This is a genomic window from Pseudonocardia thermophila, from assembly GCF_900142365.1.
GTDB lineage: Bacteria > Actinomycetota > Actinomycetes > Mycobacteriales > Pseudonocardiaceae > Pseudonocardia > Pseudonocardia thermophila.
In genome coordinates, this window is the sequence record NZ_FRAP01000003.1 from 320,848 (window position 1) to 345,433 (window position 24,586).

A 24,586-nucleotide genomic window follows, 5' to 3' on the forward strand; every position below is an offset into this window, starting at 1 on the left:
CAGCATGGTGGCCTCGCAGGCACCGGCGCCTGCCCGCACGGCGGAGCCCGGGTGGATCCGCGGTGTCCGGCGCGCGACGACGATGGCCGGCGGCCTCGTCGGCGTCGCCGTGGTCCTGATGGCGCTGACCGTGCTCGCCGACGTCATCGGGCGGAGCGTGTTCAACAGCCCTCTGCTGGGGACGCTCGAACTGGTCGCGCACCTGTGGATGCCGATCATCGCCCTGCTGCCGCTGGCGTACGCGCAGCTGCACGACCAGCACATCCGGGTGGAGCTGCTGCTGGAGAGCGCCCGGGCGCGGGACCTGCGGCTGCTCCTGGCCGGCGCGGCCGGGATCGGCGCCGCGGCGAGCGGCTGGATCGCCTGGATCTGCTTCGGGAAGGCCGAGACGTCGCTCGCCATCGGCGAGACCGTCTCCGGGCTGCCGTGGATGCTGCTGTGGCCCGGCCGGCTGGCGGTGGCCGTCGCCTTCGCGCTGTCGGCGATCGCCTGCGTCGCCCACGTCGTGCTGCTGCTGCGGGACCAGGACCCGGCAGGCACCCTCACCGCCGCGACGCAGCCCGGCGAACCCGGCGCGGGCCGCCGGCAGGTGCCCACCGCGCTCTTCGGCGGCCTGCTCGCGGCGGCGATCTTGGCCGCTGCGCTGATCCTCGCGGGCGGGCTGCCCCGCGTCGCGATCGGCGTCGCCGGCGTCGCGCTGCTGCTCTGCCTGCTCGCGCTCGGTCTGCCGATCGGCTTCGCGATGGTGCTCACCGGCGCGATCGGGTTGGCCGGGCTGTCCGGTCACCGGGTCGCGGAGACGTCGGTCGGCAACGTCGTCTACGACGCGGTCGCGTCCTGGTCGCTCAGCGTCATCCCGCTGTTCGTGCTGATGGGGGTGGCCGTGTGGCGCGGCGGCCTGACCGCGAAGGCCTACGCGGCGGCCCGCGCCTGGCTGGGCAGGCTCCCCGGCGGGCTGGCGGTCGCCACCAACTACGCCGGCGCCGCCATGGCGACCAGCAGCGGCAGCACCATGGGTGTCACGTTCGCGCTGGGCCGCATGGCGCTGCCGGAGATGTTCAGGTCCGGTTATCACCCGCGGCTGGCCACCGGATCGGTCGCGATGGCGGGCACGCTCGGCCAGGTCATCCCGCCGAGCATCCTGCTGGTCGTCTACGCCGGGGTGGCTTCGGTGCCGGTCGGCCCGCAGCTGCTGGCGGCGATCGTGCCGGGCGCGCTGCTGGCTGTCGGGTTCAGCGTCGCGATCGTCGGCTGGGCGGTGCTGCGACCGCAGGTGGCCCCGCGGGCGGCCGGCGCAGCCGGCGTCACCTGGCGCGAGCGGTGGCGCACGCTCGCCGGTGCGGGGCCCCTCCTGCTCGTCGCCGCGCTCGTGCTCGGCGGGATGCTCGGCGGGATCTTCACCGCGACCGAGGCTGCGGCGTGCGGCGCGGTGATCGCGCTCGTGGTCGGCTGGCTGGGGCTGGGGCGGGAGCACCGCAGCGTCCGCGGGGCGGTGCGGTTCGTCAGGTCGACGGTCGCCGACAGCGTCGCAGCCGTCAGCGGGCTGTTCATCCTGATCGCGGGATCGCTGCTGATGGGCCGGTTCCTCACGCTCAGCGGGGCCGCGCACGCGTTCACGTCGTGGCTGCTCGGCCTGCAGCTGGACCGCATCGGGCTGCTGCTGACGCTCGTCGTGATGTACGTCGTGCTCGGGATGTTCCTCGAGTCGCTGCCGATGATCCTGCTGACCGTCCCGCTCCTGCAGCCCGCGCTCGAGGCCCTGGGCGTCGACATGGTCTGGTTCGGCGTCTTCCTGATCATCATGTGCGAGATCGGGATGGTGTTCCCGCCCATCGGGATCATCACCTTCGTCGTCCACCGGATGGTGCAGGACCCCGAGCTCAACCTGGGCAGGCGCGTCGGCCTCGGGGACGTCTTCCGCGGCGTGCTGCCGTTCGTGGCCGCCGCGCTGGTCGTGACGCTGGTCCTCATCCTCTGGCCGGAGATCGTCCTGTGGCTGCCGCGGACGACGGAGTGAGAACGCCGGACCGAGGTTCGGCGAGGGATTCGGAGATGACAGTGCTGACGGGGGAGTACGAACCCAGTGCGCGGCCGTGGGTCCGCGAGCAGGTGGAGCGCTACGAGTCGAGCGGCGGTCGGGAGGGCAATACCTCCAACGGTGAGCCGCACGTCCCGGTCGTGATCATCACGTCGGTCGGGGCGAAGTCGGGCAAGCTCCGCAAGAACCCGGTGATCCGCGTCGAGCACGACGGGTGCTACGCCGCGGTCGCGTCCAAGGGCGGGGCAGCCCAGCACCCCGGCTGGTACTGGAACTTCCTCGCCCATCCGCTGGTCCAGCTGCAGGACGGTCCGCAGCCGCGGCTGTACCGGGCGCGCCCCGTCTCCGGCGACGAGCGCCGGCAGTGGTGGGACCGCGCCGTGTCCGTCTGGCCGGCCTACGCCGAGTACCAGGCGAGGACGGACCGCGAGATCCCCGTCTTCGTCCTCGAGCCCGCGGACGAGTCCGATCAGGAGGGAGAGCGATGAGTGGGAACGGTTGGGCGGACGGACTCGTCGCGGTCGTGACGGCCGCAGGCGGTGGAATGGGCGGGGAGATCGCCCACCGGTTGGCGCAGGAGGGCGCCGCGGTCGCCCTCAACGACCGGGACGAACAGCGGCTCGCCGAGACGGCGGAGCGCGTCGCGGAGGAGACGAAGGAGGTCATCACGGTCCCGGGGAACGTGACGCGCCGGGCCGACGCCCAGCGGCTGTTCGACGCGACGCTGGAGCGCTGGGGCCGGGTGGACGTCCTCATGAACATCGTCGGGGGGATCAAGGGCCCGGTCGTGAACCCCATCTGGCAGATCTCCGAGGAGGAGTGGGAGATCACGATCGGGATCAACCTCCGGTCGATCTTCCACTGCACGCAGCTCGCCGCCGTCGAGATGATGAAGCAGCGCTCCGGCAAGATCGTCAACATCGCGTCGTCGAGCTGGGCGGGCGAGCCCGCGCACGCCCACTACGCCGCGGCCAAGGCCGGTGTCGTGGCCTTCACGCGGTCGGTCGCCGCGCAGCTGGGCGAGTACAACATCAACGTCAACGCTATCGCGCCCGGGCCGACGAAGCGGCAGGTCGACGTCCAGGCGACCACCGCGGGGACCACGGTGCGGACCGGCTCGGTCCTCGACCACCACGTCGGCTCGCTCGGCCGCACCAACGAGCCCGCGGACATCGCGAACGCCGCGCTGTTCCTCGTCTCGGAGGCCAGCCGCAACATCTCCGGCGAGCTGATCACCGTGGCGAGCGGGTTCAACCCGCACCTGTGACGGTCGGTCGGGGCCGCCGCCGTACGCTCGCGGCATGGTCGCCCCCGACGAGCTGACGCTGACCAGCGTCGCGAACCGCCGGGTCAAGGACCTGGTCCGGCTGCGCACCCGGCGCGCCCGCGACGAGTACGGCGTCACCCTCGTCGAGGGGCACGACGAGCTGCGGCTCGCGCTGCGGGCCGGGGTGGTGCCGCGCACCCTCTACTGGGCGCCCGGCCTGGTGACTCCGGCCCGCCGCGGGGTCGTCGACGAGCTGGCCGACGCCGGGGTGCCCGTGGTGGCGGTCAGCGACGCGGTGTTCGCCAAGATCGCCTACCGCGAGTCGCCCGACGGCCTGCTCGCGGTCGCCCCAGCGCCCGGCCGCCCGCTCGGCGAGCTGACGCTGCGGCCGGACGCGCTGGTGCTGGTCTGCGAGGGGATCGAGAAACCCGGCAACCTGGGCGCGATGCTGCGCACCGCCGAGGCGTTCGGCGTCGACGCCGTCGTGGCCGCGTCCCCGGTCACCGACTTCGGCAACCCGAACGTCGTGCGGGCCAGCAAGGGCACGGTGTTCTCCGTGCCGGTGGCCGCCGCGCCCAGCGCTGAGGTGCTCGGCTGGCTGCGCGCGCACGACCTCGCCGTCGTCGTCACCACCCCGCAGGGCGACGCCGCGCTCGCCGCCACCGACCTGACCGGGCCGACCGCCGTCGTCGTCGGCGCGGAGAGCACCGGGGTGACCGACCTGTGGCTGGAGCAGGCGGACGCCCGCGTCGTCATCCCGATGCGCGGGCGGGTCAACTCGCTCAACGCCGCCGCCGCGGCGGCGCTGGCCCTCTACGAGGCGCAGCGCCAGCGCGGCTGAGGGGATCGACGCTCTGCTGCCAACGCCCCGATCGGGTGGTCCGTTCGGCCTCGGCCGGGTGGGGCTTCGTCCGTTAGGTGAGAGCTTCGGCCACTGAAGGTTAGAAGTCGGCAAGAAGGGTCCCGCTGTCGGATTTCCTTCCGTACCGTCGGTGATGCGAGCGGGACGGAAGGTGGTGCGACGCGATGACCTGGGTGCACTGGGTGGCGATCGGCCTCGGATCGTGGTTCGCCGCGAGCTTCCCCGCCGCGCTGCTGTTCGGCCGTCTGCTGCGCGGGCGGGACCCGCTCGACGCCATCCCGGTGATCGCCGACATCGATCGACGGCCCCTGCCGCCCGCGCTGCGCGTCGCCGAGGCCCCGACCGTCACCAGCTGAGTCATCAAGAGCCGGGTCATCAACAGCGAGTCACTCCGGTCCGTTCATGACCGAGAGGACCCCGCCCACGCAGAACCGCAGCCAGCCGAGCAGTGTGCGGTCGTCCAGGTTCAGCGGAACCGGCGGACCGCCGAGCACCAGCTGCGCCGACCGCCCCGCGAGGAGCGCGTCGCGTAGGCCGGCGGCCAGCTCGGGCGTTGCGGTGATGGTCACGCCGTCGTGCGTGACGCGCTGCGTGCCCGCGTCGGCGGAGGCGACGTCGGGACCGGTGGCGAGCACGTAACCGCAGCCGGAGCGATCGTCGAACCCGGTCACGACCATGCGGGCGGCTCCGGTGAGTGTGAGGGTGGTCCCGCTCGACGGGACAGCCGTGCCGGGATCGGGTAGAAATGTGACTCTAACGCTGCCGCCTGCGCTCGTGGTGAGCAGTTTCACCGCTCGCCGGCGTTTCCTGGCTGCTTACTCGCTGGTAACAATTGCGGGCAGGTGCAGGCCCCGTCGCGGCCCCGGACGACGACGGTGGCAGAGTCCGATCCAGCGTCGCTCGGCAGAGCGTCACCGGCAGGAGGTCGAACGTAATCCGATGAACATCGTGGTGCTGGTCAAGCAGGTGCCCGACACCTACTCGGAACGAAAGCTGAACTCGGACGGGATCCTCGACCGTGAGGCGTCCGACGCGGTGCTGGACGAGATCAACGAGCGTGCGGTCGAAGCTGCGCTGCAGCTGAAGGAGGCCAACGACGGGTCTGAGGTGACCGTCTTGACGATGGGGCCGGACCGCGCCACGGACGCGATCCGCAAGGCCCTGTCGATGGGCGCCGACAAGGCCGTGCACCTGTCGGACGAGGCGCTGGCCGGCACCGACTACATCGGCACCGCGAAGGCGCTGGCGAAGGCGCTGGGCAAGGTCGAGGGTGGCTACGACGTCATCTTCGCCGGCAACGAGGCCTCCGACGGTCGCGGTGGCGCCATCCCGGCGATGGTGGCCGAGCTGCTGGGCATCCCGGCGCTGACCCACGCGCAGGAGGTGTCGATCGAGGGCGGCACGGTGAACGTCACCCGCGCGACCGACGACGGCATCACCAAGCTGACCGCGCAGCTCCCCGCGGTGATCAGCGTCAACGAGAAGATCAACGAGCCGCGTTACCCGTCGTTCAAGGGGATCATGGCGGCCAAGAAGAAGCCGGTGACCACGCTGTCCATCGCCGACGCCGGCATCGACGCGTCCGAGGTCGGGTTGGCCAGCGCGCTGTCGACGGTCACCTCCGCTGCGCCGAAGCCGCCGAAGAGCGCCGGCGAGAAGATCGAGGACGAGGGCGACGGCGGCACCAAGATCGCTCAGTTCCTGGCCGCGCAGAAGCTGATCTGAGCCGGACGACGGGAAAGAGAGAACCGACATGGCAGAGGTCCTGGTCCTCGTCGATCACGTCGACGGCGAGGCGAAGAAGGTCACGTACGAGCTGCTGACCGCCGCGAAGGCGCTGGGCGAGCCGGCCGCGGTCGTGGTGGGTCCGGCGGGGACCGCCGGCAAGCTGGCCGACGGGCTGAAGGCGCACGGCGCGGAGAAGATCTACGTCGCCGAGACCGACTCCACCGACTTCCTGACCCCGCAGGTCGACGCGCTGGCGTCGCTGGTGGCGGCGAAGAACCCGGCCGCGGTGCTGATCGGCGTCTCGGCCGACGGCAAGGAGATCGCCGGCCGGCTGGCGGTGCGCACCAACTCGGCGCTGCTGTCCGACGTGGTGGGCGTCTCGGCGTCCGGCGTGTCGCACTCGATCTTCGGTGGCGCGTTCACCGTGGAAGCGACCTGGAAGGGCGACCACCCGGTGATCACCGTGCGGCCGGGCGCGGTGGAGATCCAGGAGAGCGCGGGCGCGGGCGTCGAGGAGGCCGTCTCGGTCTCCGCGTCCGGGGTGCGCTCGGCCACCGTCGTCAGCCGCGAGCCGATCGTGGGCGGCGACCGGCCGGAGCTGACCGAGGCGTCGGTCGTCGTCGCCGGTGGTCGCGGTGTCGGCTCGGCGGAGGACTTCTCGGTCGTCGAGGCGCTGGCCGACGCGCTCGGCGGCGCGGTGGGTGCTTCCCGCGCGGCCGTCGACTCGGGCTACTACCCGCACCAGTTCCAGGTGGGGCAGACCGGTAAGACCGTCTCGCCGCAGCTGTACATCGCGCTGGGCATCTCCGGCGCGATCCAGCACCGCGCCGGCATGCAGACCTCGAAGACGATCGTCGCGGTCAACAAGGACCCCGAGGCCCCGATCTTCGAGATCGCCGACTTCGGTGTGGTGGGTGACCTGTTCAAGGTCGCGCCGCAGCTGACCGAGGAGATCAACAAGCGCAAGGGCTGAGCCCCTCCGCCGCTTCGTGAACGAACGGCACTCTCGTCCACCCCGAGTGGACGAGAGTGCCGTTCGTTGCGTTCGGAGCAGGTCCGCACCCGACGGCGTCTAGGCTGAGGGGCTGAGAACCGTCTCCCGACCGAGTGAGCCCGTGACCACCTACCTCGACCACGCCGCCACCACGCCGATGCTCGACGCCGTCGTCGCCGAGATGTCGGCCGCGATGCGCCGCACCGGCAACGCGTCGTCCCTGCACGGGTCCGGGCGCCGGGCCCGCCGCGCGGTGGAGGAGGCGCGGGAACGGATCGCCGCCGCGCTGGGCGCGCGGCCGTCGGAAGTGGTGTTCACCGGGGGCGGCACCGAGGGGGACAACCTCGCGCTGAAGGGCCTGTACTGGGCCCGCCGCACGGAGGACCCGGAGCGCACCCGGGTGCTCGTGTCCGCCGCCGAGCACCACGCCGTCCTCGACGCCGCCGAGTGGTTGGGCGAGCACGAAGGGGCCGAGGTCGAGCTGCTGCCCGTCGACGAGCTCGGCCGCGTGCATCCCGAGGTGCTGGCCGAGGCGATCGCCCGCGACCCGGGCCGGGTGGCGCTGGCGTCGGTCATGTGGGCGAACAACGAGGTCGGCACCGTGAACCCGGTGCGCGAGCTGGCCGAGGTCGCGCACGCGGCGGGGGTGCCGTTCCACACCGACGCGGTGCAGGCCGTGGGCATCCTGCCGGTCGACTTCGCCGCCTCCGGCGCCGACGCGCTGGTGTTCACCGGGCACAAGCTCGGCGGCCCGTACGGGGTCGGCGCGCTGCTGCTCGGGCGCTCGGTCGAGGTCACCCCGCTGCTGCACGGCGGCGGTCAGGAGCGCGACGTGCGCTCGGGCACCCTCGACACCCCGGGCGTGGTCGGGCTGGCGACCGCTGTGGAGATCACCGTCGCCGATGCGCAGCGGCGCACCGAGCAGCTCACCGCCCTGCGCGACGACCTGATCGCGCGCGTGCTCGCCACCGTCCCGGACGCCCGGCTCAACGGCGATCCCGGCACCGGCGAGATCGACGGCGGCCCGTCGCGGCTGCCCGGCAACGCGCACCTGTCGTTCCCCGGCTGCGAGGGCGACAGCCTGCTCATGCTGCTCGATGCGCAGGGCATCGAGTGCTCCACCGGCTCGGCCTGCACCGCCGGGGTGGCGCAGCCCAGCCACGTCCTCATCGCGATGGGCGCGGGGGAGAGCATCGCGCGCGGCTCGCTGCGGTTCTCGCTCGGGCACACCTCGACGCAGGCCGACGTGGACGCCGTCGTCGCCGTCATCGGGCAGGTGGTGGAACGGGCGCGCCGCGCCGGTACGGCCGCCGGGGTGCTCTGATGCGCGTACTGGCCGCGATGAGCGGGGGGGTGGACTCCGCCGTCGCGGCGGCGCGGGCGGTCGCGGCCGGCCACGACGTCGTCGGGGTGCATCTGGCGCTGTCGGAGGTGCCGGCGACGCTGCGCACCGGGGCCCGGGGCTGCTGCTCCAAGGAGGACGCCGGCGACGCCCGGCGGGCCGCCGACGTGCTCGGCATCCCGTTCTACGTGTGGGACTTCGCGGCGCGGTTCGCCGAGGACGTCGTCGAGGAGTTCGTGGCGGCGTACGCGGCCGGGCAGACGCCCAACCCGTGCCTGGCCTGCAACCAGAAGATCAAGTTCGCGGCGCTGCTGGACAAGGCGCTCGCGCTGGGGTTCGACGCCGTCTGCACGGGGCACTACGCGCGGCTGCAGGACGGCGTCCTGCGCCGCGCCGTCGATCCCGACAAGGACCAGTCGTACGTGCTGGCCGTGCTGGGCCGCGAGCAGCTCGCGCACGCGATGTTCCCGATCGGCGACACCCCGAAGCCGCAGGTGCGCGCGGAGGCCGCCCGGCTCGGGCTGCGCGTGGCCGACAAGCCGGACAGCCACGACATCTGCTTCGTGCCCTCCGGCGACACCCGCCGGTTCCTCACCGCACGGATCGGTGTGCGGCCGGGCGCGATCGTCGACGCCACGACGGGGGAGCGGCTGGGCGAGCACGACGGCGTGCACGGCTTCACCGTCGGCCAGCGCCGCGGCCTGGGCCTCACTCGCCCCGCGCCGGACGGCCGCCCGCGCTACGTCACCGCGATCGAGCCGGAGACCGGCACCGTCCGGGTCGGCCCGGCGACGGCGCTGGACGTGCGCACGATCGACGCCACCGCGCCCGTGTGGACGTCGGGCGAGCCGCCCGCCGCGACGTTCGACTGCACGGTGCAGGTCCGTGCGCACGGCGGGCTCGCTCCGGCGACGGTGCACGTCGCCGGGGACGCGGTGGCGATCGAGCTGGGCGAGCCGCTGCGCGGCGTCGCGCCCGGCCAGGCGGCCGCGTTCTACCGCGGCGACGTCGTGCTGGGCAGCGCCCGCATCACCGCCACCGGCGCCTGATCAGGTCACCGCCGACGCGGCGAGCATGCCCTCCTGGTCGGCCGACACCCCGCCCTCCTCGGTGCCGGACGGTCGGACGTGGAACCAGCGGCCGGGCGTCAGCTCCACGATCGCCCCGCCGGTCACGCCGGGTGCGGCGACCGCGGCCGCCGGAGCAGCGTCGACGGCGGCGAACATCTCCTCGGCCCCATCGCGCGCAGCCGGTCCGCGGTGAGCGACTGGTCCTTTCGGCCGCACGAGGATCCCGACGACCAGCGGCCCGGGCCCGCCCTCGTCGGTCAGCGCGGAGCTGGTCGTGCCGGTGCGCAGGGTGCACGGCACGCCTTCGAACCGGGTGCCCACCGCCCGCACGTCGACGTCCTGGAAGCCGCAGTCGGCGTGCACCCACGCCTCGGTCTCGCTGATCGGCGCGCGATGCCCGACTTCTCCGAGCCGACGGCCGCCGCGCCGACTCCGCGGCGATCGCCGTCGTGCGCTCGAGGATCGGGCGCAGGCCGGTGGGTGCGTCGGTCTTCGCGCGCCCGATGTGCGGGGTGATCGCGTCGGCGAACACGGCGACGTCGGCGGGGTCGGTTCCGCGCCCCCGGAGTCGGGCCGGGGTGAGGTCGATGGCGCGCAGCGCGTCGCAGGCGCAGGTCGCTGCGGTGGGGTCGGGGAGGCGGGGACCGGGACGGCGCGCGGGGCGGGCGACGAGCTGGTGCACGAGCGCCACGGCCACGACGGGGGCCAGCAGGAGGACGCGACCGCCGCGGGACGGCTGGGACATGCCAGCTCCTCCTGGGGTGATCGGCCACCGGGGAAGCCGCGGGCGGGGGCCGTTCGTCGCGGGTCGTACCGACAACTGCGAACACCGGACGCAACGGCACGGCCGGCTCCGCCACGGAACGGCGCGCAGCGCACCGGGGCCGTTCGGCGGAGCGAGCTGCTCCCCGCACCGGTTTCGCCGTGCGCCACCCACGATGCCCGACCTGCTCTGCGGGACCGCGGGCGACGCTGGTAGACACGCTGACATGCCCGATCCGGACGACCTCATCGCCAAGGCGCTCGCCGAGGCCGGGCTCCCGACGGAGGTGCCGGGCGCCGAGGAGGACGACCCGCTCGCGCGCGCGTTCGCGGCGGCCGGCCTGAAGCTGCCCGACACCGAGCCGGAGCCCGAGCCGGACCCCGACGAGGAGGTCGAGAAGGCCCTCGCCGACGTGCAGAAGCGCGGGCCCGCGGTCGTGGCGGAACGGGCCCCGGAGGACGACGGCGCGGTCGAAGTGCCGCGCTGGCCCGCCGGCACCGCGACCGCGGTCGGCTCGATGCCGGGCACCGATCCGCGGGAGGCGGCCGCGATCGTGGCCGGCGAGTTGCCCGGTATGCCCGCCCTGCCGGAGCTGCCCGCGCGGGGCGCCGGCTCGGACATGATCGGTCGCACGGGGGCGCTGCTCGTCGATCTCCCGCTGGAGCTGAAGGCTGGCCGGTGGACGGTGGCGTCGCGGCCCGGGAAGGACCGCCGCCGCGCGATCGACGTCCTGCGCGGTGACATGGACGCCTTCGACGAGGCCTGCGACCCGGTCCGCCCGGAGTTCGTCAAGATCGCGGTGGCCGGGCCGTGGACGCTCGCCGCGGCGGTCGAACTGCGCACCGGGCACCGGGTCATCACCGACCGCGGCGCGGTCCGCGAGTTCGCGCAGAGCCTCACCGAAGGCCTGCGCCAGCACGTCGCTGAGGTGGCCGCGCGCCGGGAGGCGGCCGTCGTCGTGCAGCTCGACGAACCCGCGCTGCCCGCGGTGCTCGCCGGCACGCTCCCGACACCGTCGAAGCTGGGCACGGTCGACGCCGTCCCCGAGCCGGAGGTGGCCGATCTGCTGCGCGAGGTCGTCGGGGTGCTGACCGGGATCGGCTCACCCGTCGTCGTGCACTGCTGCGCCGAGGACGCGCCGCTCACGCTGCTGCGCGACACCGGCGCCACCGCGCTGGGCATCGACGCGACCCTGCCCTCGCTGAGCGGGCCGACCGCGACGGTCGCCGCGCTGGACGCCGTCGGCGAGGTGTGGGACGCGGGCGTGCCGCTCCTGCTCGGGATCGTGCCGAACGTCGACCCGCGCAAGCCGGTCACGTCCCGCAAGCTGGCGGAGCGGGCGTTCGAGCTGGCGGACCGGCTCGGGTTCGCGCGTGAGCGGCTGGCCGAGCTCGCCGTGCCCACCCCGTCGTGCGGGCTGGCCGGGGCGGATCCGGCGTGGGCGAAGCAGGCGCTGCAGCTGTGCCGAGAGATCGGCGAGGGGTTCGTCGACCCGCCGGAGGGCGATGCCGACGAGGTGGACGGCGAGAAGTGACCGGCGGGCGGTGACCGACGCGGGGCCGAGGACGAGGGGGCGAGGACGAGGGGCCGAGGACGAGGGCTGACGCCGCCGGACACCGTCGGTGGGGGTGGATACCCTGCCCTCGTGAGCGAACCGACGCCGGAGATCCGGGAGCGCTACACCGCGCTCTCGGCCGAGGTTTCCGATCACCTCTTCCGCTACCACGTGCTCGACGCGCCGATCATCAGCGACGGCGAGTTCGACGCGCTGTGGCGAGAGCTGCTGGAGCTGGAGGAGACCTACCCGTCCCTGGTCACGCCGGATTCGCCCACGCAGAATGTCGGTTTCAGGTTCTCCACCGAGTTCGCCGCGCACGACCACCTCGAGCGGATGCTCAGCCTCGACAACGCGTTCTCGCCCGACGAACTGCGGGCCTGGGCGGAGCGGGTGGCGCGCGACCTCGGCGGGATCCACCCGGGCGAGCTGCACTACCTGTGCGAGCTGAAGATCGACGGTCTCGCCGTCAACCTGCTGTACGAGGACGGCCGGCTCACCCGCGCGCTCACCCGGGGCGACGGCCGCACCGGCGAGGACATCACGCTCAACATGCGCACGCTCAAGGAGGTGCCGGAGCGGCTCACCGGCACCCCGGAGTACCCGGTGCCGAAGCTGGTGGAGGTGCGCGGCGAGGTCTACTTCCGGCTGGAGGACTTCGAGGCGCTCAACGCGCAGATGGCCGCGGCCGGCAAACCGGTCTACGCCAACCCGCGCAACACCGCGGCCGGCTCGCTGCGGCAGAAGGACCCGCGCATCACCGCCCAGCGCAACCTGCGGCTGATCTGCCACGGCTTCGGCAAGCGCGAGGGCTTCGCGCTGGAGCGGCAGTCGCAGGGCTACGACGCGCTGCGCGCCTGGGGGCTGCCCGTCTCGGAGCGCAGCGTCGTGCTCACCGGCATCGACGAGGTGCTGCGGCACATCGAGTACTGGGGCGAGCACCGCCACGACATCGAGCACGAGATCGACGGGGTCGTGGTGAAGGTCGACGAGGTGGCGCTGCAGCGGCGGCTGGGGGCCACGTCCCGGGCGCCGCGGTGGGCGATCGCCTACAAGTACCCACCGGAGGAGGCCACCACCACGCTGCTCGACATCCAGGTCAACGTCGGGCGCACCGGGCGGGTCACCCCGTTCGCGGTGATGGAGCCGGTGGTCGTCTCCGGGTCCACGGTCTCCATGGCCACGCTGCACAACGCCAGCGAGGTCAAGCGCAAGGGCGTGCTGATCGGCGACCGGGTGGTCATCCGCAAGGCGGGCGACGTGATCCCCGAGGTGCTCGGTCCGGTGATCGAGGTGCGCCCGCCGGACGCCCGGGAGTTCGTCATGCCCACCCACTGCCCGGAGTGCGGCACCAAGCTGGTGCAGCAGAAGGCGGGCGACGTCGACCTGCGCTGCCCCAACCACCGCTCCTGCCCCGCCCAGCTGCGCGAGCGGCTGTTCCACGTAGCCGGTCGGGGCGCCCTCGACATCGAGGGCATGGGGTACGAGGCGGCCACCGCGCTGCTGCAGTCCGGGGTGATCCGCGATGAGGGCGACGTCTTCGCGCTCACCGAGGAGCAGCTGCTGCAGGTCGACCTGTTCCGCAAGAAGGACGGCACCCTGTCGGCCAACGGGCAGCGGCTGCTGCAGAACCTGCAGGCGGCGAAGGACCGGCCGCTGTGGCGGGTGCTCGTCGCACTGTCGATCCGGCACGTCGGGCCAACCGCGGCGCAGGCGCTGGCCCGCGAGTTCCGCTCGATGGACGCCATCGAGGAGGTGGCCGAGCGGGTGCGGGTGGCCACCGAGGCGGCCGGGCTCGCCATCACCTCCGACGGGTCCGCCGGGGACGACGAGGAGGACGAGGCGCTCGAGGAGGCGCTCGAGGAGACCGTCGCCGACGCCGCGCAGGCGGCGGGGGAGGCGGCCGCCGGAGCCACCGGGGACGACGCTGAGGCGCGGGCCGCTGCGGAGAAGGCGGCGAAGGCCGCGGCCCGGGCGAAGGCGAAGGCGCTGCAGGAGGCGCTCGCCCCGCTGGCCGCCGTGGAGGGCGTCGGGCCGACGATCGCGGCTGCGGTGCGTGACTGGTTCTCCGTCGCCTGGCACCGTGAGGTCGTCGCGAAGTGGCGCGCGGCCGGGGTGCGCATGGTCGATGAGGTCGACGAGTCGGTGCCGCGCACGCTGGAGGGGCTCTCGATCGTCGTCACGGGCTCGATGGAGGGGTTCTCGCGCGACGAGGCGAAGGAGGCGATCACCGCGCGCGGTGGCCGGGCAGCGAGCTCGGTGTCGAAGAAGACGGCGTTCGTCGTGGCCGGCGACTCGCCCGGATCGAAGTACGACAAGGCCCTGGAGCTGGGCATCCCCATCCTCGACGAGGAGGGTTTCCGGGTGCTGCTGGAGAAGGGCCCGGAGGCTGCGCGGGAGGTCGCTTCCGTGGGCGGCTGAGTACCCGCGGGTATGATCTTGGCAGGTCGGACCTGTGCCGAAGACGGCGCAGCTCAGGTGCCGACTATCCTCGGTCGTCATGGGGGTGGCTCGGTGCTTCAAGCAGTTCTGAACGGGTCGCGTCCCGCCGACGCCCATCCGGCGCTGCCGGTGCTGGCCCGGCACCTCGCGCGCGACGCCCGCGACGTGGCCCGCCTGGGCATCACGTCGGTGCACGTGCATCCGCGCGATCCCAACCTGCAGGAGACGCTCGATCCGATGTACGTCGGCGACGTGGTCGCCGCGATCCGGGCCGAGGTGCCCGGGATGGAGATCGGCGTCACCACCGGCCGCTGGATCGAGCCCGATCCGGCGCGCCGCGTCCAGGCCGTGCGGGCCTGGGGCCACCTCGGCATCGGCAAGCCGGACGTGTGTTCGGTGAACGTGCACGAGAGCGGCTGGCTCGAGGTCTGCAAGGCCGCCACGTCCGTCGGCATCGGGGTCGAGCTGGGCGTGTGGACGATGGGCGACGCGGTGACGCTCCGCAACAACGGGGTGCCGCCGGGGACGACTCGGGTGCTCGCCGAGTCCACGGTGTCCGATCCCGAGACCGCGACGGCGGAGGCCGTGCGGATCATGCGCGCGCTCGGGCCGATCGACGTGCCGATCCTGCTGCACGGCGAGGAGGACGGCTGCTGGCCGGTCCTCGAGTACGCCATGCGGCACAACCTCGACACCCGGATCGGGTTCGAGGACGTGCTGGTGCGGCCGACGGGGTGGCTCGCGACCGGCAACGACGACCTCGTCCGTGAGGCGCTGCGGATCAAGAAGGAGCTGAGCGCGGAGCGGCGCTGACCGCCCTGGCCTGGTCGACTTTGGGAATTGCAACAGATTTTCCGGTGATAGCGTGTTCCACGCCGTGGCACTTTGTGGGATGCGCGCAATACCGTGAAGCCCATGGGTGCCTTGGCTGCCATCAGCCGCCGCGTTCGTGACGTCGCCGGACTTCTGACCCAGCCGATCCTCCCGGACGATGTGCTGGGCACGATCAACCCGCTGTGGTCGCGCTCCGAACCCCACGCCCGGATCGTCGAGCTGCGGCGGGAGACACCGGACACCACGACGCTGGTGCTGCGTCCCGGCCGCAGGCGCCCCCGGCACGTCCCTGGGCAGTTCGTCGGGATCGGGCTGCAGATCGACGGCGTGTGGCACTGGCGGACGTACTCCATCACGTCCCGCCCGGACGACCCGCACCTGGCCGTCACCGTGACCGCGGTGCCCGGTGGGCTGGTGTCCGGGCGGCTCGCGCACGCCACCCCTGTCGGCACCCTGGTGCGGATCGGGCCGCCGTCGGGCGAGTTCGTGCTCCCCGATCCGCCGCCGGAGCAGCTGCTGATGGTCGGCGCCGGCAGCGGCATCACGCCCATCATGGGCATCGTCCAGGACCTGGCCGCGCGCCGTCCCGAGCTGCTCGACGGCGCGGTGCTCGTCCACGCCGACCGCACCGAGCGGGACCTGATCTTCGGCGCGGAGCTGCGCCGGATCTCGGCCGCGACCGGTATGCGGCTGGTGCCGTGGCTGTCCGCGAGGGCCGGGCGGCTCTCCGCCGAGGCGCTCACCGACGCCGTGCCCGACTGGGCGGCCCGCCTGACCTACGCGTGCGGCCCGGCCGGGCTGCTGGACACGCTCACCGAGCTGTGGGAGCGCTCCGGGGACCCGGAGAGCCTGCGCATCGAGCGGTTCGTCCCGCCCCCCGTCTCCGCCGAGGGCGTGCCCGGCGGCCGAGTGCGGTTCACCGTCAGCGGCATCACCGCCGAGGCCGCGCCCGGGCAGGGCCTGATGGCCGCCGGCGAGGCCGCCGGCGCGCTGCTGCCGAGCGGCTGCCGCATGGGCATCTGCCACACCTGCGTCGGCGTCCTGCGCTCCGGCGCCGTGCGCGACCTGCGCACCGGCGACCTGCACGACACCCCTGACCAGTACGTCCGCACCTGCGTCAACGGCGCCGTCGGGGACGTCGAGATCGAACTCTGAAGGAAGACCATGACACTGCCGAAGGCCGCGACCACGCTGGCTCCCATCGCACTGGTGGGCCCCGGCACCCACACGACCACCGCGCCGTCCAGCTCGTCCGAGCACCTGACGCCCGAGCAGATCGAGCAGATCGGCAAGGAGCTCGACGCGCTGCGCACCGAGGTGATGAACTCCCTCGGGGAGAAGGACGCCAAGTACATCCGGCGGGTCATCGCGACGCAGCGCGCGCTGGAGTTCGGCGGCCGCGCCGTCCTGCTCTTCGCGCGGTTCCCCCCGGCGTGGCTGCTGGGCACCGCGGCGCTGTCCGTCGCGAAGATCCTCGACAACATGGAGATCGGGCACAACGTCCTGCACGGCCAGTGGGACTGGATGCGGGACCCGAAGATCCACTCGACGACGTGGGAGTGGGACCACGCCACCCCGGCCGCGGCCTGGAAGCGCACCCACAACTACGAGCACCACACCTTCACCAACATCCGGGGCAAGGACCGCGACCTCGGCTACACCGTCCTGCGGGTCACCCCCGAGCAGGAGTGGAAGCCGATCGCGCTGATCCAGCCGCTCACCAACCTCGGCCTCTCGCTGATCTTCGAGTGGGGCATCGCCCTCTACGACCTCGAGTTCGACCGGCGCGCTGCCGGTGAGATGCCCGAGGAGGAGGCCAAGGCGCAGATGGCGGCGTTCCGCCGCAAGGCGCTGCGCCAGATCGCCAAGGACTTCGTGCTCTACCCGGCGCTGTCCGGCCCGCGCGGGTTCCTCGCGACGGCCGCCGCCAACCTCGTCGCGAACCTCGTGCGCAACGTGTGGTCGCACGCCGTCATCTTCTGCGGGCACTTCCCCGAGCCGACCGAGACGTTCGAGGAGAGCCGCCTGGAGGGCGAGACCCGCGGCGAGTGGTACGTCCGCCAGATGCTCGGGTCGGCCAACCTCTCCGGTGGCCCGATCTTCCACATCATGACCGGGAACCTCTCCCACCAGATCGAGCACCACTGCTTCCCGGACATGCCGAGCAACCGCTACCGCCAGATCGCGCCGAAGGTCCGCGAGATCTGCGCCCGGTACGGCCTGCGGTACAACACCGGCCCGCTGCCGAAGCAGTACTTCAAGGTGCTGAAGAAGATCGCCCGCCTCGCCCTCCCCGGGGGGAAGTGACCGGGGAGCCCGAGCCGCGGTCCCCGGGCCGGCGAGTCGTCCCTTGCGGTACGGCGAGTTGCCCGGAACAGGCTCGCGAGTCGTCCCGTACCGGTGGGTGAGTTGCCCCGACGAGGCCGGCGAGTTCCCCGTACGGGGACGGTGAGTCGCCCCGTTGAGGACGGTGAGTTCGCCCGTGCGGTGCGTCAGGTCGCCCGGCCGGGTGGCCGAGCCGAGAAGGGGCGGGGAGCTCGTCATCCCCTCTCGGGGGTGCTCGCCCTGCCGGTCGGGGGTACTCGCCCTGCCGGTCGGGGGAACTCGCGGTCCTGGTCCGGCGAACTCGCCGTGCGCGTCGGCGCGACTCGCGTCGGGGAGACCGCAACTCGCTGCCGGGAGAACCACGATCCGCCGTCAGGGTTCCGGCGCCGCCGGGGCGGGGGAGCCGGGGAAGCGCAGGGCCAGCGCCAGCTCGAGGCGGCGCACCGGGTCGTCCATGACCTCGCCGAGGAGGTCGCGCAGCCCGGCGAGGCGGTAGCGCACCGTCTGCGGGTGCACGTGCAGCAATCCCGCCGTGGCCGTGACGTCACCGTGCGCGTCGAGCCAGGCCCGCAACGTCTCCTCGGCCCGCGCCGCTGCGCCCGCCGGCAGCTCCCGCAGCTTGCCGAGCGCACGTTCGCGCAGGTCGTCGGCCACCTCGGGCTCGGAGTGGACGAGGAGATCGAGCAGGTGCTCCTCGGCGTGCACGATCTGGGCGTCGGGTTCGACGACGCCCGCCCGGTGCAGCGCCCACACCGCGCTGGCCCGGGCGATCGACCGGTGCGCCTCGGCTGGTTCGACGGCCGGGCCGAGCACCGCGGACCGCCCGCGCAGCCCGACGGTGATCCGCTCCATGCCGGCCTCGTCCGGTGCGGCGACGACGACGATCCCGCACGGCCCGAGATCGGCTCCGACGGCTCCCGGCAGGCGTCCGGCGACCGCGACCGCCTCCTCCAGGGCGAGCGCGACGACCCGGGGCGGCAGGTGCCAGCCCGCCTGGACGGCGGCCGCCTCGATCTCCGCGAACGGCGCGGGCGGGCGCCGGGCCAGCACCTCGACGAGCGCGTTCCGGCGCGCCTGCACCGATCCGACGCGGCTGGCCTCCTCGGCGAGCCATCCCTCGGCCGACGCCGCGGAGACCTGCTCGATGTAGGTGAACAGCGCCTCGGCCAGCCGGAAGATGACCTCCGGCGGCAGGGCGGAAGCGGTCTCGCTCGCGGCCAGCCGCCGCCACAGGGTGCGGCTGGAGACCTGGTAGGTGGCCTGCAGCGCGGCCAGCGTGCGGCCCTCCCCGTGCTCGAGCTGGCCGAGCGAGCGGTAGATGCGCACGTCGTCGAGCGGCTGGTCGCGGCCGAGCAGGTCGAGGAACTGGTTGAGCGCCACCGTCACGCCCTCGGTGATGCGCATGCCGAACCGCCCGGTCATCGGCCGGGCGAAGTCGGGCACCTCGGCGCGCACCGCGGCGATGATCTCCTCGGAGGCGCCCTCCAGCTCGGGTCGCAGCCGCTCGGCCACCCAGGCCGGCACACGCGCCCACGGCCGGTCGAGTCCGTCCGGAGACGTCGTGCTCACGCCGTCAGTATCGTCGTGACGATCCCCGCGAGGTGGGCGAGCCGGGCCACCTCCGACGGCCGGAACGCCGGACCACCGACCCGCCCGACGACCAGGGCCTGCGGGGCCGTGCCCATCGGGGCGGCGGCGAGCTCGGTGTCCAGGTCCTTCCACGGATCGGGCACCCAGTACTCGTCCGGGTCGATCACGATGGCCTTCTTCAGCGGCAGCCACGGCAGGTCACCGGCGCGCGTCTCGGGCGCGGCCGTGCTCTCCGCGAGCCGGTACGACCGCCCGTCCTCCCGCACGACGACCAGCGCCCACCCGGCCCGGAAGATGCGCGGCACCCCGTCGGCCAGCAGCTTCAGCCCGTTGCCCGGGTCGGCGGTGATCGCCTCGATCAGCTCCAGCTCGCGGTGGGTGTCGAGGTGGCCGGAGTGCGGGCGCACCGACTCCACCTGCACGCCCGGTACCGACTCGGCCGCGGTGATGAGCACGTCCGGGGGGCGCCCCGGCGGCAGCTCCACCGCGAGGTCGTCGACGGCCACGCCGCCGATGCGCTCCACCACGTCCACGCCGAGGATGTCGGCTCCGGCGCCGCCGAGCGCGGTCGCCACCGCACCCAGGCTGCCGGGCTGGTCCGGGAGCACGACCCGGAGCAGGAACGACACGCCGCTCGTCCTTCCGCCGCTGCCTTCGTAAGGCGCGTCCCGGGACCGGGCCGCGCCGCTGCAACCGGGCGTCCGCGGACACGCCGACGGATGATTGTCTCAGGCGCCGTCCACCCGGGTACATCCGACGCGCGCAGCGCTCATCGGGTGTCGGGGCGGCGGTGGCTGCGACGGTGCCGACGGGCCGCAACGGGCCAGGACTAGACTCGCCGGGACCACGGCGGATCGGGCGCTGCAGCCTCCGCCGATTCCCCGAATGCTGTGCAATCCCCTGGAGGGACATGTCCGCCGATCCCGGAGCCACGGGCCCGACGCTGGGGCGCGACGAGGTCGCGCACCTGGCCCGGCTGGCCCGGCTCGCCGTCACCGAGGACGAGCTCGACCTGTTCGCCCGCCAGCTCGACTCGATCATCGAGTGGGTCGCCAAGGTCGGCGAGATCGCCGCGGCCGACGTGCCGCCCACCTCGCACGCGGTGCCGCTGCAGAACGTGTTCCGGCCCGACGAGCTGCGCCCGGGGCTGACCCAGGAGCAGGCGCTCGCGGGCGCCCCGGCGAGCCAGGACGGACGCTTCCGGGTGCCGCGCATCCTGGGGGAGGAGCAGTGAGCGGCCCGGTGACGACCTGCCGAGGAGGCGCGCGGGGAGTGAGGAACGAGCGACTGAGCACCGGGGGAGCAGGTCGTCGCCCTGACCGGCCGCGAACCCGTCGGAGCGAAGCGGAGGCCGTGTCGCAGTGACGTCGGAACTGATCCGCAAGACCGCGGCCGAGCTGGCCGAGCTGATCCACAGCAAGCAGGTCTCGGCGGTCGAGGTCGCGCAGGCGCACCTGGACCGCATCGCCGAGGTCGACGGCACGATCCACGCGTTCCTGCACGTCGCCGCCGACGAGGCGCTGAAGTCCGCCGCGCTGGTCGACGAGGCGCTCGCGGCCGGTTCCGAGCCGGCGTCGCCGCTGGCCGGAGTGCCGCTGGCGCTCAAGGACGTCTTCACCACGATCGACATGCCGACCACCGCCGGGTCGAAGATCCTGGAGGGGTGGCGGCCGCCGTACGACGCCACGGTCACCAAGAAGCTGCGCGCGGCCGGGATCACGATCCTGGGCAAGACGAACATGGACGAGTTCGCGATGGGCTCGTCCACCGAGTACTCGGCCTACGGACCGACGCGCAACCCGTGGGACCTCGACCGGGTGCCCGGCGGGTCCGGTGGTGGCTCGGCGGCGGCGCTGGCCGCGTTCGAGGCGCCGCTGGCGATCGGCACCGACACCGGCGGCTCGATCCGCCAGCCCGCCGCGTTCACCGGGACCGTCGGCGTGAAGCCCACCTACGGCGGCGTCTCCCGGTACGGCCTCATCGCCTGCGCGTCGTCGCTCGACCAGGGCGGCCCGTGCGCGCGCACCGTGCTCGACGCGGCGCTGCTGCACGAGGTCATCGGGGGGCACGATCCGCTCGACTCCACTTCGATCGACCAGCCGGTGCCCGCGGTCGTCGACGCGGTCCGCCAGGGCGCCTCGGGCGATCTGTCCGGTGTGCGGGTCGGCGTGGTGCGTGAGCTGACCGGCGAGGGCTACCAGGCCGGCGTGCAGGCCGCGTTCGACGCGGCGGTGCAGCAGCTGGAGAAGCTCGGCGCCGACGTCGTCGAGGTGAGCTGCCCGACCTTCCCCACCGGCATCGCCGCCTACTACCTGATCCTGCCGAGTGAGGTGTCGTCGAACCTGGCGCGGTTCGACGCCATGCGCTACGGCCTGCGGGTCGACCAGGGCTCCAGCGCCGAGGAGGTGATGGCGGCCACCCGCGAGTCCGGGTTCGGCCCCGAGGTGAAGCGGCGCATCATGCTCGGCACGTACGCGCTGTCGGCCGGCTACTACGACGCCTACTACGGGCAGGCGCAGAAGGTGCGCACGCTGATCGCGCGCGACTTCGCCGCCGCGTTCGAGCAGGCCGACGTGCTGGTCTCGCCGACCGCGCCGACCACGGCGTTCCCGCTCGGCGACAAGCTCGACGACCCGCTGTCGATGTACCTGAACGACCTGGCCACGATCCCGACGAACCTGGCGGGCACCGCGGCGCTGTCCGTGCCGTGCGGGCTTGCGGACGGACTGCCGACCGGCCTGCAGGTGATGGCGCCCGCGATGGGCGAGGCCGTGATGTACCGGGTCGCGGCGGCGTACGAGGCCGCGCGCGGGCCCGCACCGACGCCGGAGGTGACCGCGTGAGCGCTCCCGTGTACGACCTGGTCGACTTCGACGAGGTCGTGGAGAAGTTCGACCCGGCGCTCGGGCTCGAGGTGCACGTCGAGCTCTCGACGAAGACCAAGATGTTCTGCGGCTGCCCGACGACGTTCGGGGCCGAGCCGAACACCCAGGTGTGCCCGACCTGCCTGGGGCTTCCGGGTTCCCTCCCGGTGGTGAACAAGGCGGCGGTCGAGGCCGCGATCCGCATCGGGCTGGCGCTGAACTGCTCGATCGCGCCGTGGTGCCGGTTCGCCCGGAAGAACTACTTCTACCCGGACATGCCGAAGAACTTCCAGACGTCGCAGTACGACGAGCCGATCGCGTTCGACGGCTACCTCGACGTCGTGCTGGACGACGGGGAGACCTTCCGCGTCGGCATCGAGCGGGCGCACATGGAGGAGGACACCGGCAAGTCCGTGCACATCGGCGGCGCGGACGGGCGCATCCACGGTGCCGAGTACTCGCTGCTGGACTACAACCGCGCCGGCGTGCCGCTGATCGAGATCGTCACGAAGCCGATCCTCGGCACGCGGGAGCGGGCCCCGGAGATCGCTCGCGCGTACGTCACCGCGCTCCGTGACCTGATCAAGGCGCTCGGCGTGTCCGACGTGCGCATGGACCAGGGCTCGCTGCGCTGCGACGTGAACCTGTCGCTGGCGCCGCGCGGTTCGGGTGAGCTGGGCACCCGCACTGAGACGAAGAACGTCAACTCGCTGCGCTCAGTGGAACGCGCGGTGCGGCACGAGATGTGCCGGCAGGCGGGCGTGCTGCTCGCCGGTGGCGAGGTCGTGCAGGAGACCCGGCACTTCCTGGAGGACACCGCGAGCACCCGGCCCGGCCGGCGCAAGGAGACCTCCGAGGACTACCGCTACTTCCCCGAGCCCGACCTGGTGCCGATCGCGCCGTCGGAGGAGTGGATCGAGGAGCTGCGGGCCACTCTGCCGGAGTTGCCGTGGGCGCGGCGGGCCCGGCTGCAGAAGGAGTGGCAGCTCTCCGACGAGGAGCTGCGAGACCTGGTCAACGCCGGCGCGCTCGACCTCATCGAGGCCACGGTCGCGGCCGGAGCACCCGCCGACGACGCTCGCGCCTGGTGGGTGGCGTACCTGACCCAGCAGGCGAACGCCCGCGAGATCCCGCTCGACGAGCTGCCGATCACACCCGCCCAGGTGGCGCGCGTGATCGAGCTGGTCAAGTCCGGCGAGCTGACCAACAAGCTGGCCCGGGAGGCGGTCAACGGCGTGCTCGCCGGTGAGGGCGACGTGGACGAGGTCGTCGCCAAGCGCGGCCTCGCCGTCGTGTCCGACGAGGGCGAGCTGGTGGCCGCCGTCGAGGCCGCGCTGGCCGCGCAGCCCGACGTCGTGGAGAAGATCCGCGGCGGCAAGGTCCAGGCGGCCGGGGCGATCGTCGGCGCGGTCATGAAGGCCACCGGAGGCAAGGCCGACGCCAAGCGGGTGCGGGAGCTGATCCTCGAACGCTGCAGCTGAGCAGGTGTCCCCGGTGGTGCCCGAGGCGGTTCAGCCCGGGTCCGCCCGGTGGACCAGGCTCCCGACGAGCCCAGCTGTGCACAGCAGCGCCGCACCGGCGAGCGGGGCGACCGGTAGGCCGGCGTCGATCAGCACGCCGGCGACCGCGGCGGCCACCGTTGCGCCCACGTGCCGGACCGCGTTGACCAGCCCGCCGACGGCACCGGCGCCGTCGGGCGGTGCGTGGCCGGCCGCGTACCCGGTCAGGGCGGGCAGCGTCCAGGAGACGCCCAGCCCGCAGGCGACGAGGCCGGCGGCGAGGAGCGGTGTCCGCGGCTCGCCGGCGAGCGCGGCGGCGATCGCGGTGAGCCCGAGGGCCGCGGCGGCGAAGCCGAGCCGGATCGGCAGCAACGCTCCGAACCGCGCTGCCATGCGCCCGGTGAGCACCGGGTTGACGGCGATGAGGAGGGTCATCGGCAGCAGCGTGAGCCCGACGACCACCGCCTCCGCGGCCAGGAGCAGCGGCACGGAGAACAGCACGGTGGTCAACGCGTAGTTGATCACGGTCGCCCACAGGGCCGCGGCCCGGATCGGCCGGCTGGCCCACAGGGACGCCGGGAGCAGGCGCACGCGGGCCCGCTGGTCCAGCCAGGCGGTCGCCACGCCGGCGGCCACCGCTGCCGCGCCCGGCAGCAGCGCCGTCCACTGCTGCTGTCCGGCCTGCGTGATCGTCAGCGTCATCAGGCCCAGCGTCAGCGCGAGCCCCAGGTGCGGTGCCAGGGTGAGCGGCCTTCGGGTCGCCGTCGTCGCCGGGCCCCGGCACAGCCAGAGCACCACGACGGCGAGCGGGGCGTTGATCAGGAAGACCGACCGCCAGCCGCCCAGCCCGACCAGCCAGCCGCCGACCACCGGCCCAGCCGCCATGGCCGCGCCGCTCACCGACGCCCACACCCCGATCGCGCGGGCTCGCTGCGCGGGCTGCGGGTGGCCGATCGTCACCAGGGCCAGCGAGCTCGGGATCATCGTGGCCGCGAACAGGCCCAGCCCGGTGCGGCCCACCAGCAGCGGCCCGATCCCGGGCGCCAGGGCACAGGCCAGGGAGGCCAGGCCGAACCCGACCGTGCCGAGCACGAGCACCCGGCGGGGGCCGAACCGGTCGGTGAGCCCGCCGCCCAGCAGGACCGCGGAGGCCAGCGCCGTCGTGTACGCGGTGGTGGCCCAGCCCACCCCGATCACGTCGGTGTGCAGCGACGCGATCAGGTCCGGTTCGGCCACCGCGAGCACGGTGACGTCGAGCAGCACCATGAAGTAGGCCAGCGAGCAACCGGCCAGGACGAGCCGGGTGCGGGGCGTGGCGGCGACGACCGGTGAGCCGGGCACCGATCCTCCTCTCCGAGCGGGACGGACTCCGCCAGGTTCACCGGGAGCTCACGACGGTTCGACCGGCTCGGC

22 protein-coding genes are annotated in these 24,586 nt (G+C 73.4%); 17 read left to right on the plus strand and 5 right to left on the minus strand.

Annotated elements, in window-relative coordinates; genetic code table 11:
• Positions 1–4 precede the first annotated feature (4 nt).
• The 5 genes from BUE41_RS05980 (at position 5) to BUE41_RS06000 (ending at position 4,523) form a co-directional block, all read left to right on the plus strand.
• Positions 5–2,017 (plus strand): TRAP transporter large permease subunit, encoded by a 2,013-nt coding sequence (locus tag BUE41_RS05980; RefSeq protein WP_084754479.1) that lies wholly within the window; start codon positions 5–7, stop codon positions 2,015–2,017.
• Positions 2,018–2,052: 35 nt separating this feature from the next.
• Positions 2,053–2,526 (plus strand): nitroreductase family deazaflavin-dependent oxidoreductase, encoded by a 474-nt coding sequence (locus BUE41_RS05985; protein WP_073455828.1) that lies wholly within the window; start codon positions 2,053–2,055, stop codon positions 2,524–2,526.
• Entirely contained in the window at positions 2,523–3,305 is a 783-nt protein-coding gene (locus BUE41_RS05990) for an SDR family NAD(P)-dependent oxidoreductase (RefSeq protein WP_084754481.1), read from the plus strand. Before BUE41_RS05985 ends, BUE41_RS05990 begins: the two co-directional genes overlap by 4 nt.
• Positions 3,306–3,339: 34 nt before the next feature.
• Positions 3,340–4,146, plus strand: a complete 807-nt coding sequence (locus tag BUE41_RS05995) for a TrmH family RNA methyltransferase (RefSeq protein WP_073455830.1) — start codon at positions 3,340–3,342, stop codon at positions 4,144–4,146.
• Positions 4,147–4,331: 185 nt separating this feature from the next.
• Positions 4,332–4,523: a hypothetical protein gene (locus BUE41_RS06000; protein WP_073455831.1), complete on the plus strand. Its 192-nt coding sequence runs from the start codon at positions 4,332–4,334 to the stop codon at positions 4,521–4,523.
• A 30-nt stretch (positions 4,524–4,553) separates the two neighbouring features.
• Here the strand turns inward: BUE41_RS06000 and BUE41_RS06005 are convergent, their stop codons facing one another.
• On the minus strand, positions 4,554–4,958 hold the full coding sequence (locus tag BUE41_RS06005) for a hypothetical protein (RefSeq protein ID WP_234997002.1): 405 nt from the start codon (positions 4,956–4,958) through the stop codon (positions 4,554–4,556).
• Positions 4,959–5,106: 148 nt separating this feature from the next.
• Between BUE41_RS06005 and BUE41_RS06010 the strand changes: the two genes are divergently transcribed.
• The 4 genes from BUE41_RS06010 (at position 5,107) to mnmA (ending at position 9,280) form a co-directional block, all read left to right on the plus strand.
• Positions 5,107–5,892, plus strand: coding sequence for an electron transfer flavoprotein subunit beta/FixA family protein (locus tag BUE41_RS06010; RefSeq protein ID WP_073455833.1), 786 nt, complete (start codon positions 5,107–5,109; stop codon positions 5,890–5,892).
• Positions 5,893–5,920: 28 nt separating this feature from the next.
• On the plus strand, positions 5,921–6,868 hold the full coding sequence (locus BUE41_RS06015; RefSeq protein WP_073455834.1) for an electron transfer flavoprotein subunit alpha/FixB family protein: 948 nt from the start codon (positions 5,921–5,923) through the stop codon (positions 6,866–6,868).
• Between the two features lie 142 nt (positions 6,869–7,010).
• On the plus strand, positions 7,011–8,213 hold the full coding sequence (locus tag BUE41_RS06020) for a cysteine desulfurase family protein (RefSeq protein WP_143171989.1): 1,203 nt from the start codon (positions 7,011–7,013) through the stop codon (positions 8,211–8,213).
• A complete protein-coding gene (gene mnmA, locus BUE41_RS06025) occupies positions 8,213–9,280 on the plus strand; it encodes a tRNA 2-thiouridine(34) synthase MnmA (protein WP_073455835.1) in 1,068 nt (355 codons plus the stop codon). The genes BUE41_RS06020 and mnmA overlap by 1 nt, the downstream gene beginning before the upstream one ends.
• On the opposite strand, the gene BUE41_RS06030 is transcribed toward mnmA, so the two are convergent.
• On the minus strand, positions 9,281–9,664 hold the full coding sequence (locus tag BUE41_RS06030; RefSeq protein ID WP_073455836.1) for a hypothetical protein: 384 nt from the start codon (positions 9,662–9,664) through the stop codon (positions 9,281–9,283).
• Between the two features lie 626 nt (positions 9,665–10,290).
• Between BUE41_RS06030 and BUE41_RS06035 the strand changes: the two genes are divergently transcribed.
• The 5 genes from BUE41_RS06035 to BUE41_RS06055 all read left to right on the plus strand — a co-directional run bounded on the left by BUE41_RS06035 (position 10,291) and on the right by BUE41_RS06055 (position 17,202).
• Positions 10,291–11,598: a uroporphyrinogen decarboxylase/cobalamine-independent methonine synthase family protein gene (locus BUE41_RS06035; protein ID WP_073455837.1), complete on the plus strand. Its 1,308-nt coding sequence runs from the start codon at positions 10,291–10,293 to the stop codon at positions 11,596–11,598.
• Positions 11,599–11,709: 111 nt separating this feature from the next.
• The gene (gene ligA / locus BUE41_RS06040; RefSeq protein WP_084754483.1) at positions 11,710–14,040 is read left to right on the plus strand and encodes an NAD-dependent DNA ligase LigA; all 2,331 of its coding nucleotides are present in this window, start codon (positions 11,710–11,712) and stop codon (positions 14,038–14,040) included.
• 93 nt (positions 14,041–14,133) lie between these two features.
• On the plus strand, positions 14,134–14,874 hold the full coding sequence (locus BUE41_RS06045) for a 3-keto-5-aminohexanoate cleavage protein (protein ID WP_073455839.1): 741 nt from the start codon (positions 14,134–14,136) through the stop codon (positions 14,872–14,874).
• 102 nt (positions 14,875–14,976) lie between these two features.
• On the plus strand, positions 14,977–16,050 hold the full coding sequence (locus tag BUE41_RS06050) for a ferredoxin reductase (protein ID WP_073455840.1): 1,074 nt from the start codon (positions 14,977–14,979) through the stop codon (positions 16,048–16,050).
• A 9-nt stretch (positions 16,051–16,059) separates the two neighbouring features.
• Positions 16,060–17,202: a fatty acid desaturase family protein gene (locus tag BUE41_RS06055; RefSeq protein WP_084754486.1), complete on the plus strand. Its 1,143-nt coding sequence runs from the start codon at positions 16,060–16,062 to the stop codon at positions 17,200–17,202.
• Positions 17,203–17,592: 390 nt separating this feature from the next.
• Here the strand turns inward: BUE41_RS06055 and BUE41_RS06060 are convergent, their stop codons facing one another.
• Both BUE41_RS06060 and BUE41_RS06065 read right to left on the minus strand, forming a co-directional pair.
• Positions 17,593–18,789 (minus strand): PucR family transcriptional regulator, encoded by a 1,197-nt coding sequence (locus tag BUE41_RS06060; protein WP_073455841.1) that lies wholly within the window; start codon positions 18,787–18,789, stop codon positions 17,593–17,595.
• Positions 18,786–19,439, minus strand: a complete 654-nt coding sequence (locus BUE41_RS06065) for an ACT domain-containing protein (RefSeq protein WP_073455842.1) — start codon at positions 19,437–19,439, stop codon at positions 18,786–18,788. The genes BUE41_RS06060 and BUE41_RS06065 overlap by 4 nt, the downstream gene beginning before the upstream one ends.
• 281 nt (positions 19,440–19,720) lie before the next feature.
• Here BUE41_RS06065 and gatC point away from each other — a divergent pair, with 281 nt between their 5' ends.
• The 3 genes from gatC (at position 19,721) to gatB (ending at position 23,155) form a co-directional block, all read left to right on the plus strand.
• Positions 19,721–20,044, plus strand: coding sequence for an Asp-tRNA(Asn)/Glu-tRNA(Gln) amidotransferase subunit GatC (gene gatC / locus BUE41_RS06070; RefSeq protein WP_073455843.1), 324 nt, complete (start codon positions 19,721–19,723; stop codon positions 20,042–20,044).
• Between the two features lie 127 nt (positions 20,045–20,171).
• Positions 20,172–21,653 (plus strand): Asp-tRNA(Asn)/Glu-tRNA(Gln) amidotransferase subunit GatA, encoded by a 1,482-nt coding sequence (gatA, locus tag BUE41_RS06075; RefSeq protein WP_073455844.1) that lies wholly within the window; start codon positions 20,172–20,174, stop codon positions 21,651–21,653.
• Positions 21,650–23,155, plus strand: coding sequence for an Asp-tRNA(Asn)/Glu-tRNA(Gln) amidotransferase subunit GatB (gene gatB / locus BUE41_RS06080; protein ID WP_200803773.1), 1,506 nt, complete (start codon positions 21,650–21,652; stop codon positions 23,153–23,155). The genes gatA and gatB overlap by 4 nt, the downstream gene beginning before the upstream one ends.
• A gap of 30 nt (positions 23,156–23,185) precedes the next feature.
• On the opposite strand, the gene BUE41_RS06085 is transcribed toward gatB, so the two are convergent.
• Positions 23,186–24,514 carry an MFS transporter gene (locus tag BUE41_RS06085; RefSeq protein WP_073455846.1) on the minus strand — a complete coding sequence of 443 codons (1,329 nt, stop codon included), beginning with the start codon at positions 24,512–24,514 and terminating at the stop codon, positions 23,186–23,188.
• Positions 24,515–24,586: the final 72 nt, after the last annotated feature.

What these genes read in the sequence shown, in the direction of transcription:
- BUE41_RS05980 (WP_084754479.1), top strand. Translation starts at nt 5, where the DNA reads ATGGTGGCCTCGCAGGCACCGGCGCCTGCCCGCACGGCGGAGCCCGGG.
- BUE41_RS05985 (WP_073455828.1), top strand. Translation starts at nt 2,053, where the DNA reads ATGACAGTGCTGACGGGGGAGTACGAACCCAGTGCGCGGCCGTGGGTC.
- BUE41_RS05990 (WP_084754481.1), top strand. Translation starts at nt 2,523, where the DNA reads ATGAGTGGGAACGGTTGGGCGGACGGACTCGTCGCGGTCGTGACGGCC.
- BUE41_RS05995 (WP_073455830.1), top strand. Translation starts at nt 3,340, where the DNA reads ATGGTCGCCCCCGACGAGCTGACGCTGACCAGCGTCGCGAACCGCCGG.
- BUE41_RS06000 (WP_073455831.1), top strand. Translation starts at nt 4,332, where the DNA reads ATGACCTGGGTGCACTGGGTGGCGATCGGCCTCGGATCGTGGTTCGCC.
- BUE41_RS06010 (WP_073455833.1), top strand. Translation starts at nt 5,107, where the DNA reads ATGAACATCGTGGTGCTGGTCAAGCAGGTGCCCGACACCTACTCGGAA.
- BUE41_RS06015 (WP_073455834.1), top strand. Translation starts at nt 5,921, where the DNA reads ATGGCAGAGGTCCTGGTCCTCGTCGATCACGTCGACGGCGAGGCGAAG.
- mnmA (WP_073455835.1), top strand. Translation starts at nt 8,213, where the DNA reads ATGCGCGTACTGGCCGCGATGAGCGGGGGGGTGGACTCCGCCGTCGCG.
- BUE41_RS06035 (WP_073455837.1), top strand. Translation starts at nt 10,291, where the DNA reads ATGCCCGATCCGGACGACCTCATCGCCAAGGCGCTCGCCGAGGCCGGG.
- BUE41_RS06050 (WP_073455840.1), top strand. Translation starts at nt 14,977, where the DNA reads ATGGGTGCCTTGGCTGCCATCAGCCGCCGCGTTCGTGACGTCGCCGGA.
- BUE41_RS06055 (WP_084754486.1), top strand. Translation starts at nt 16,060, where the DNA reads ATGACACTGCCGAAGGCCGCGACCACGCTGGCTCCCATCGCACTGGTG.
- gatC (WP_073455843.1), top strand. Translation starts at nt 19,721, where the DNA reads ATGTCCGCCGATCCCGGAGCCACGGGCCCGACGCTGGGGCGCGACGAG.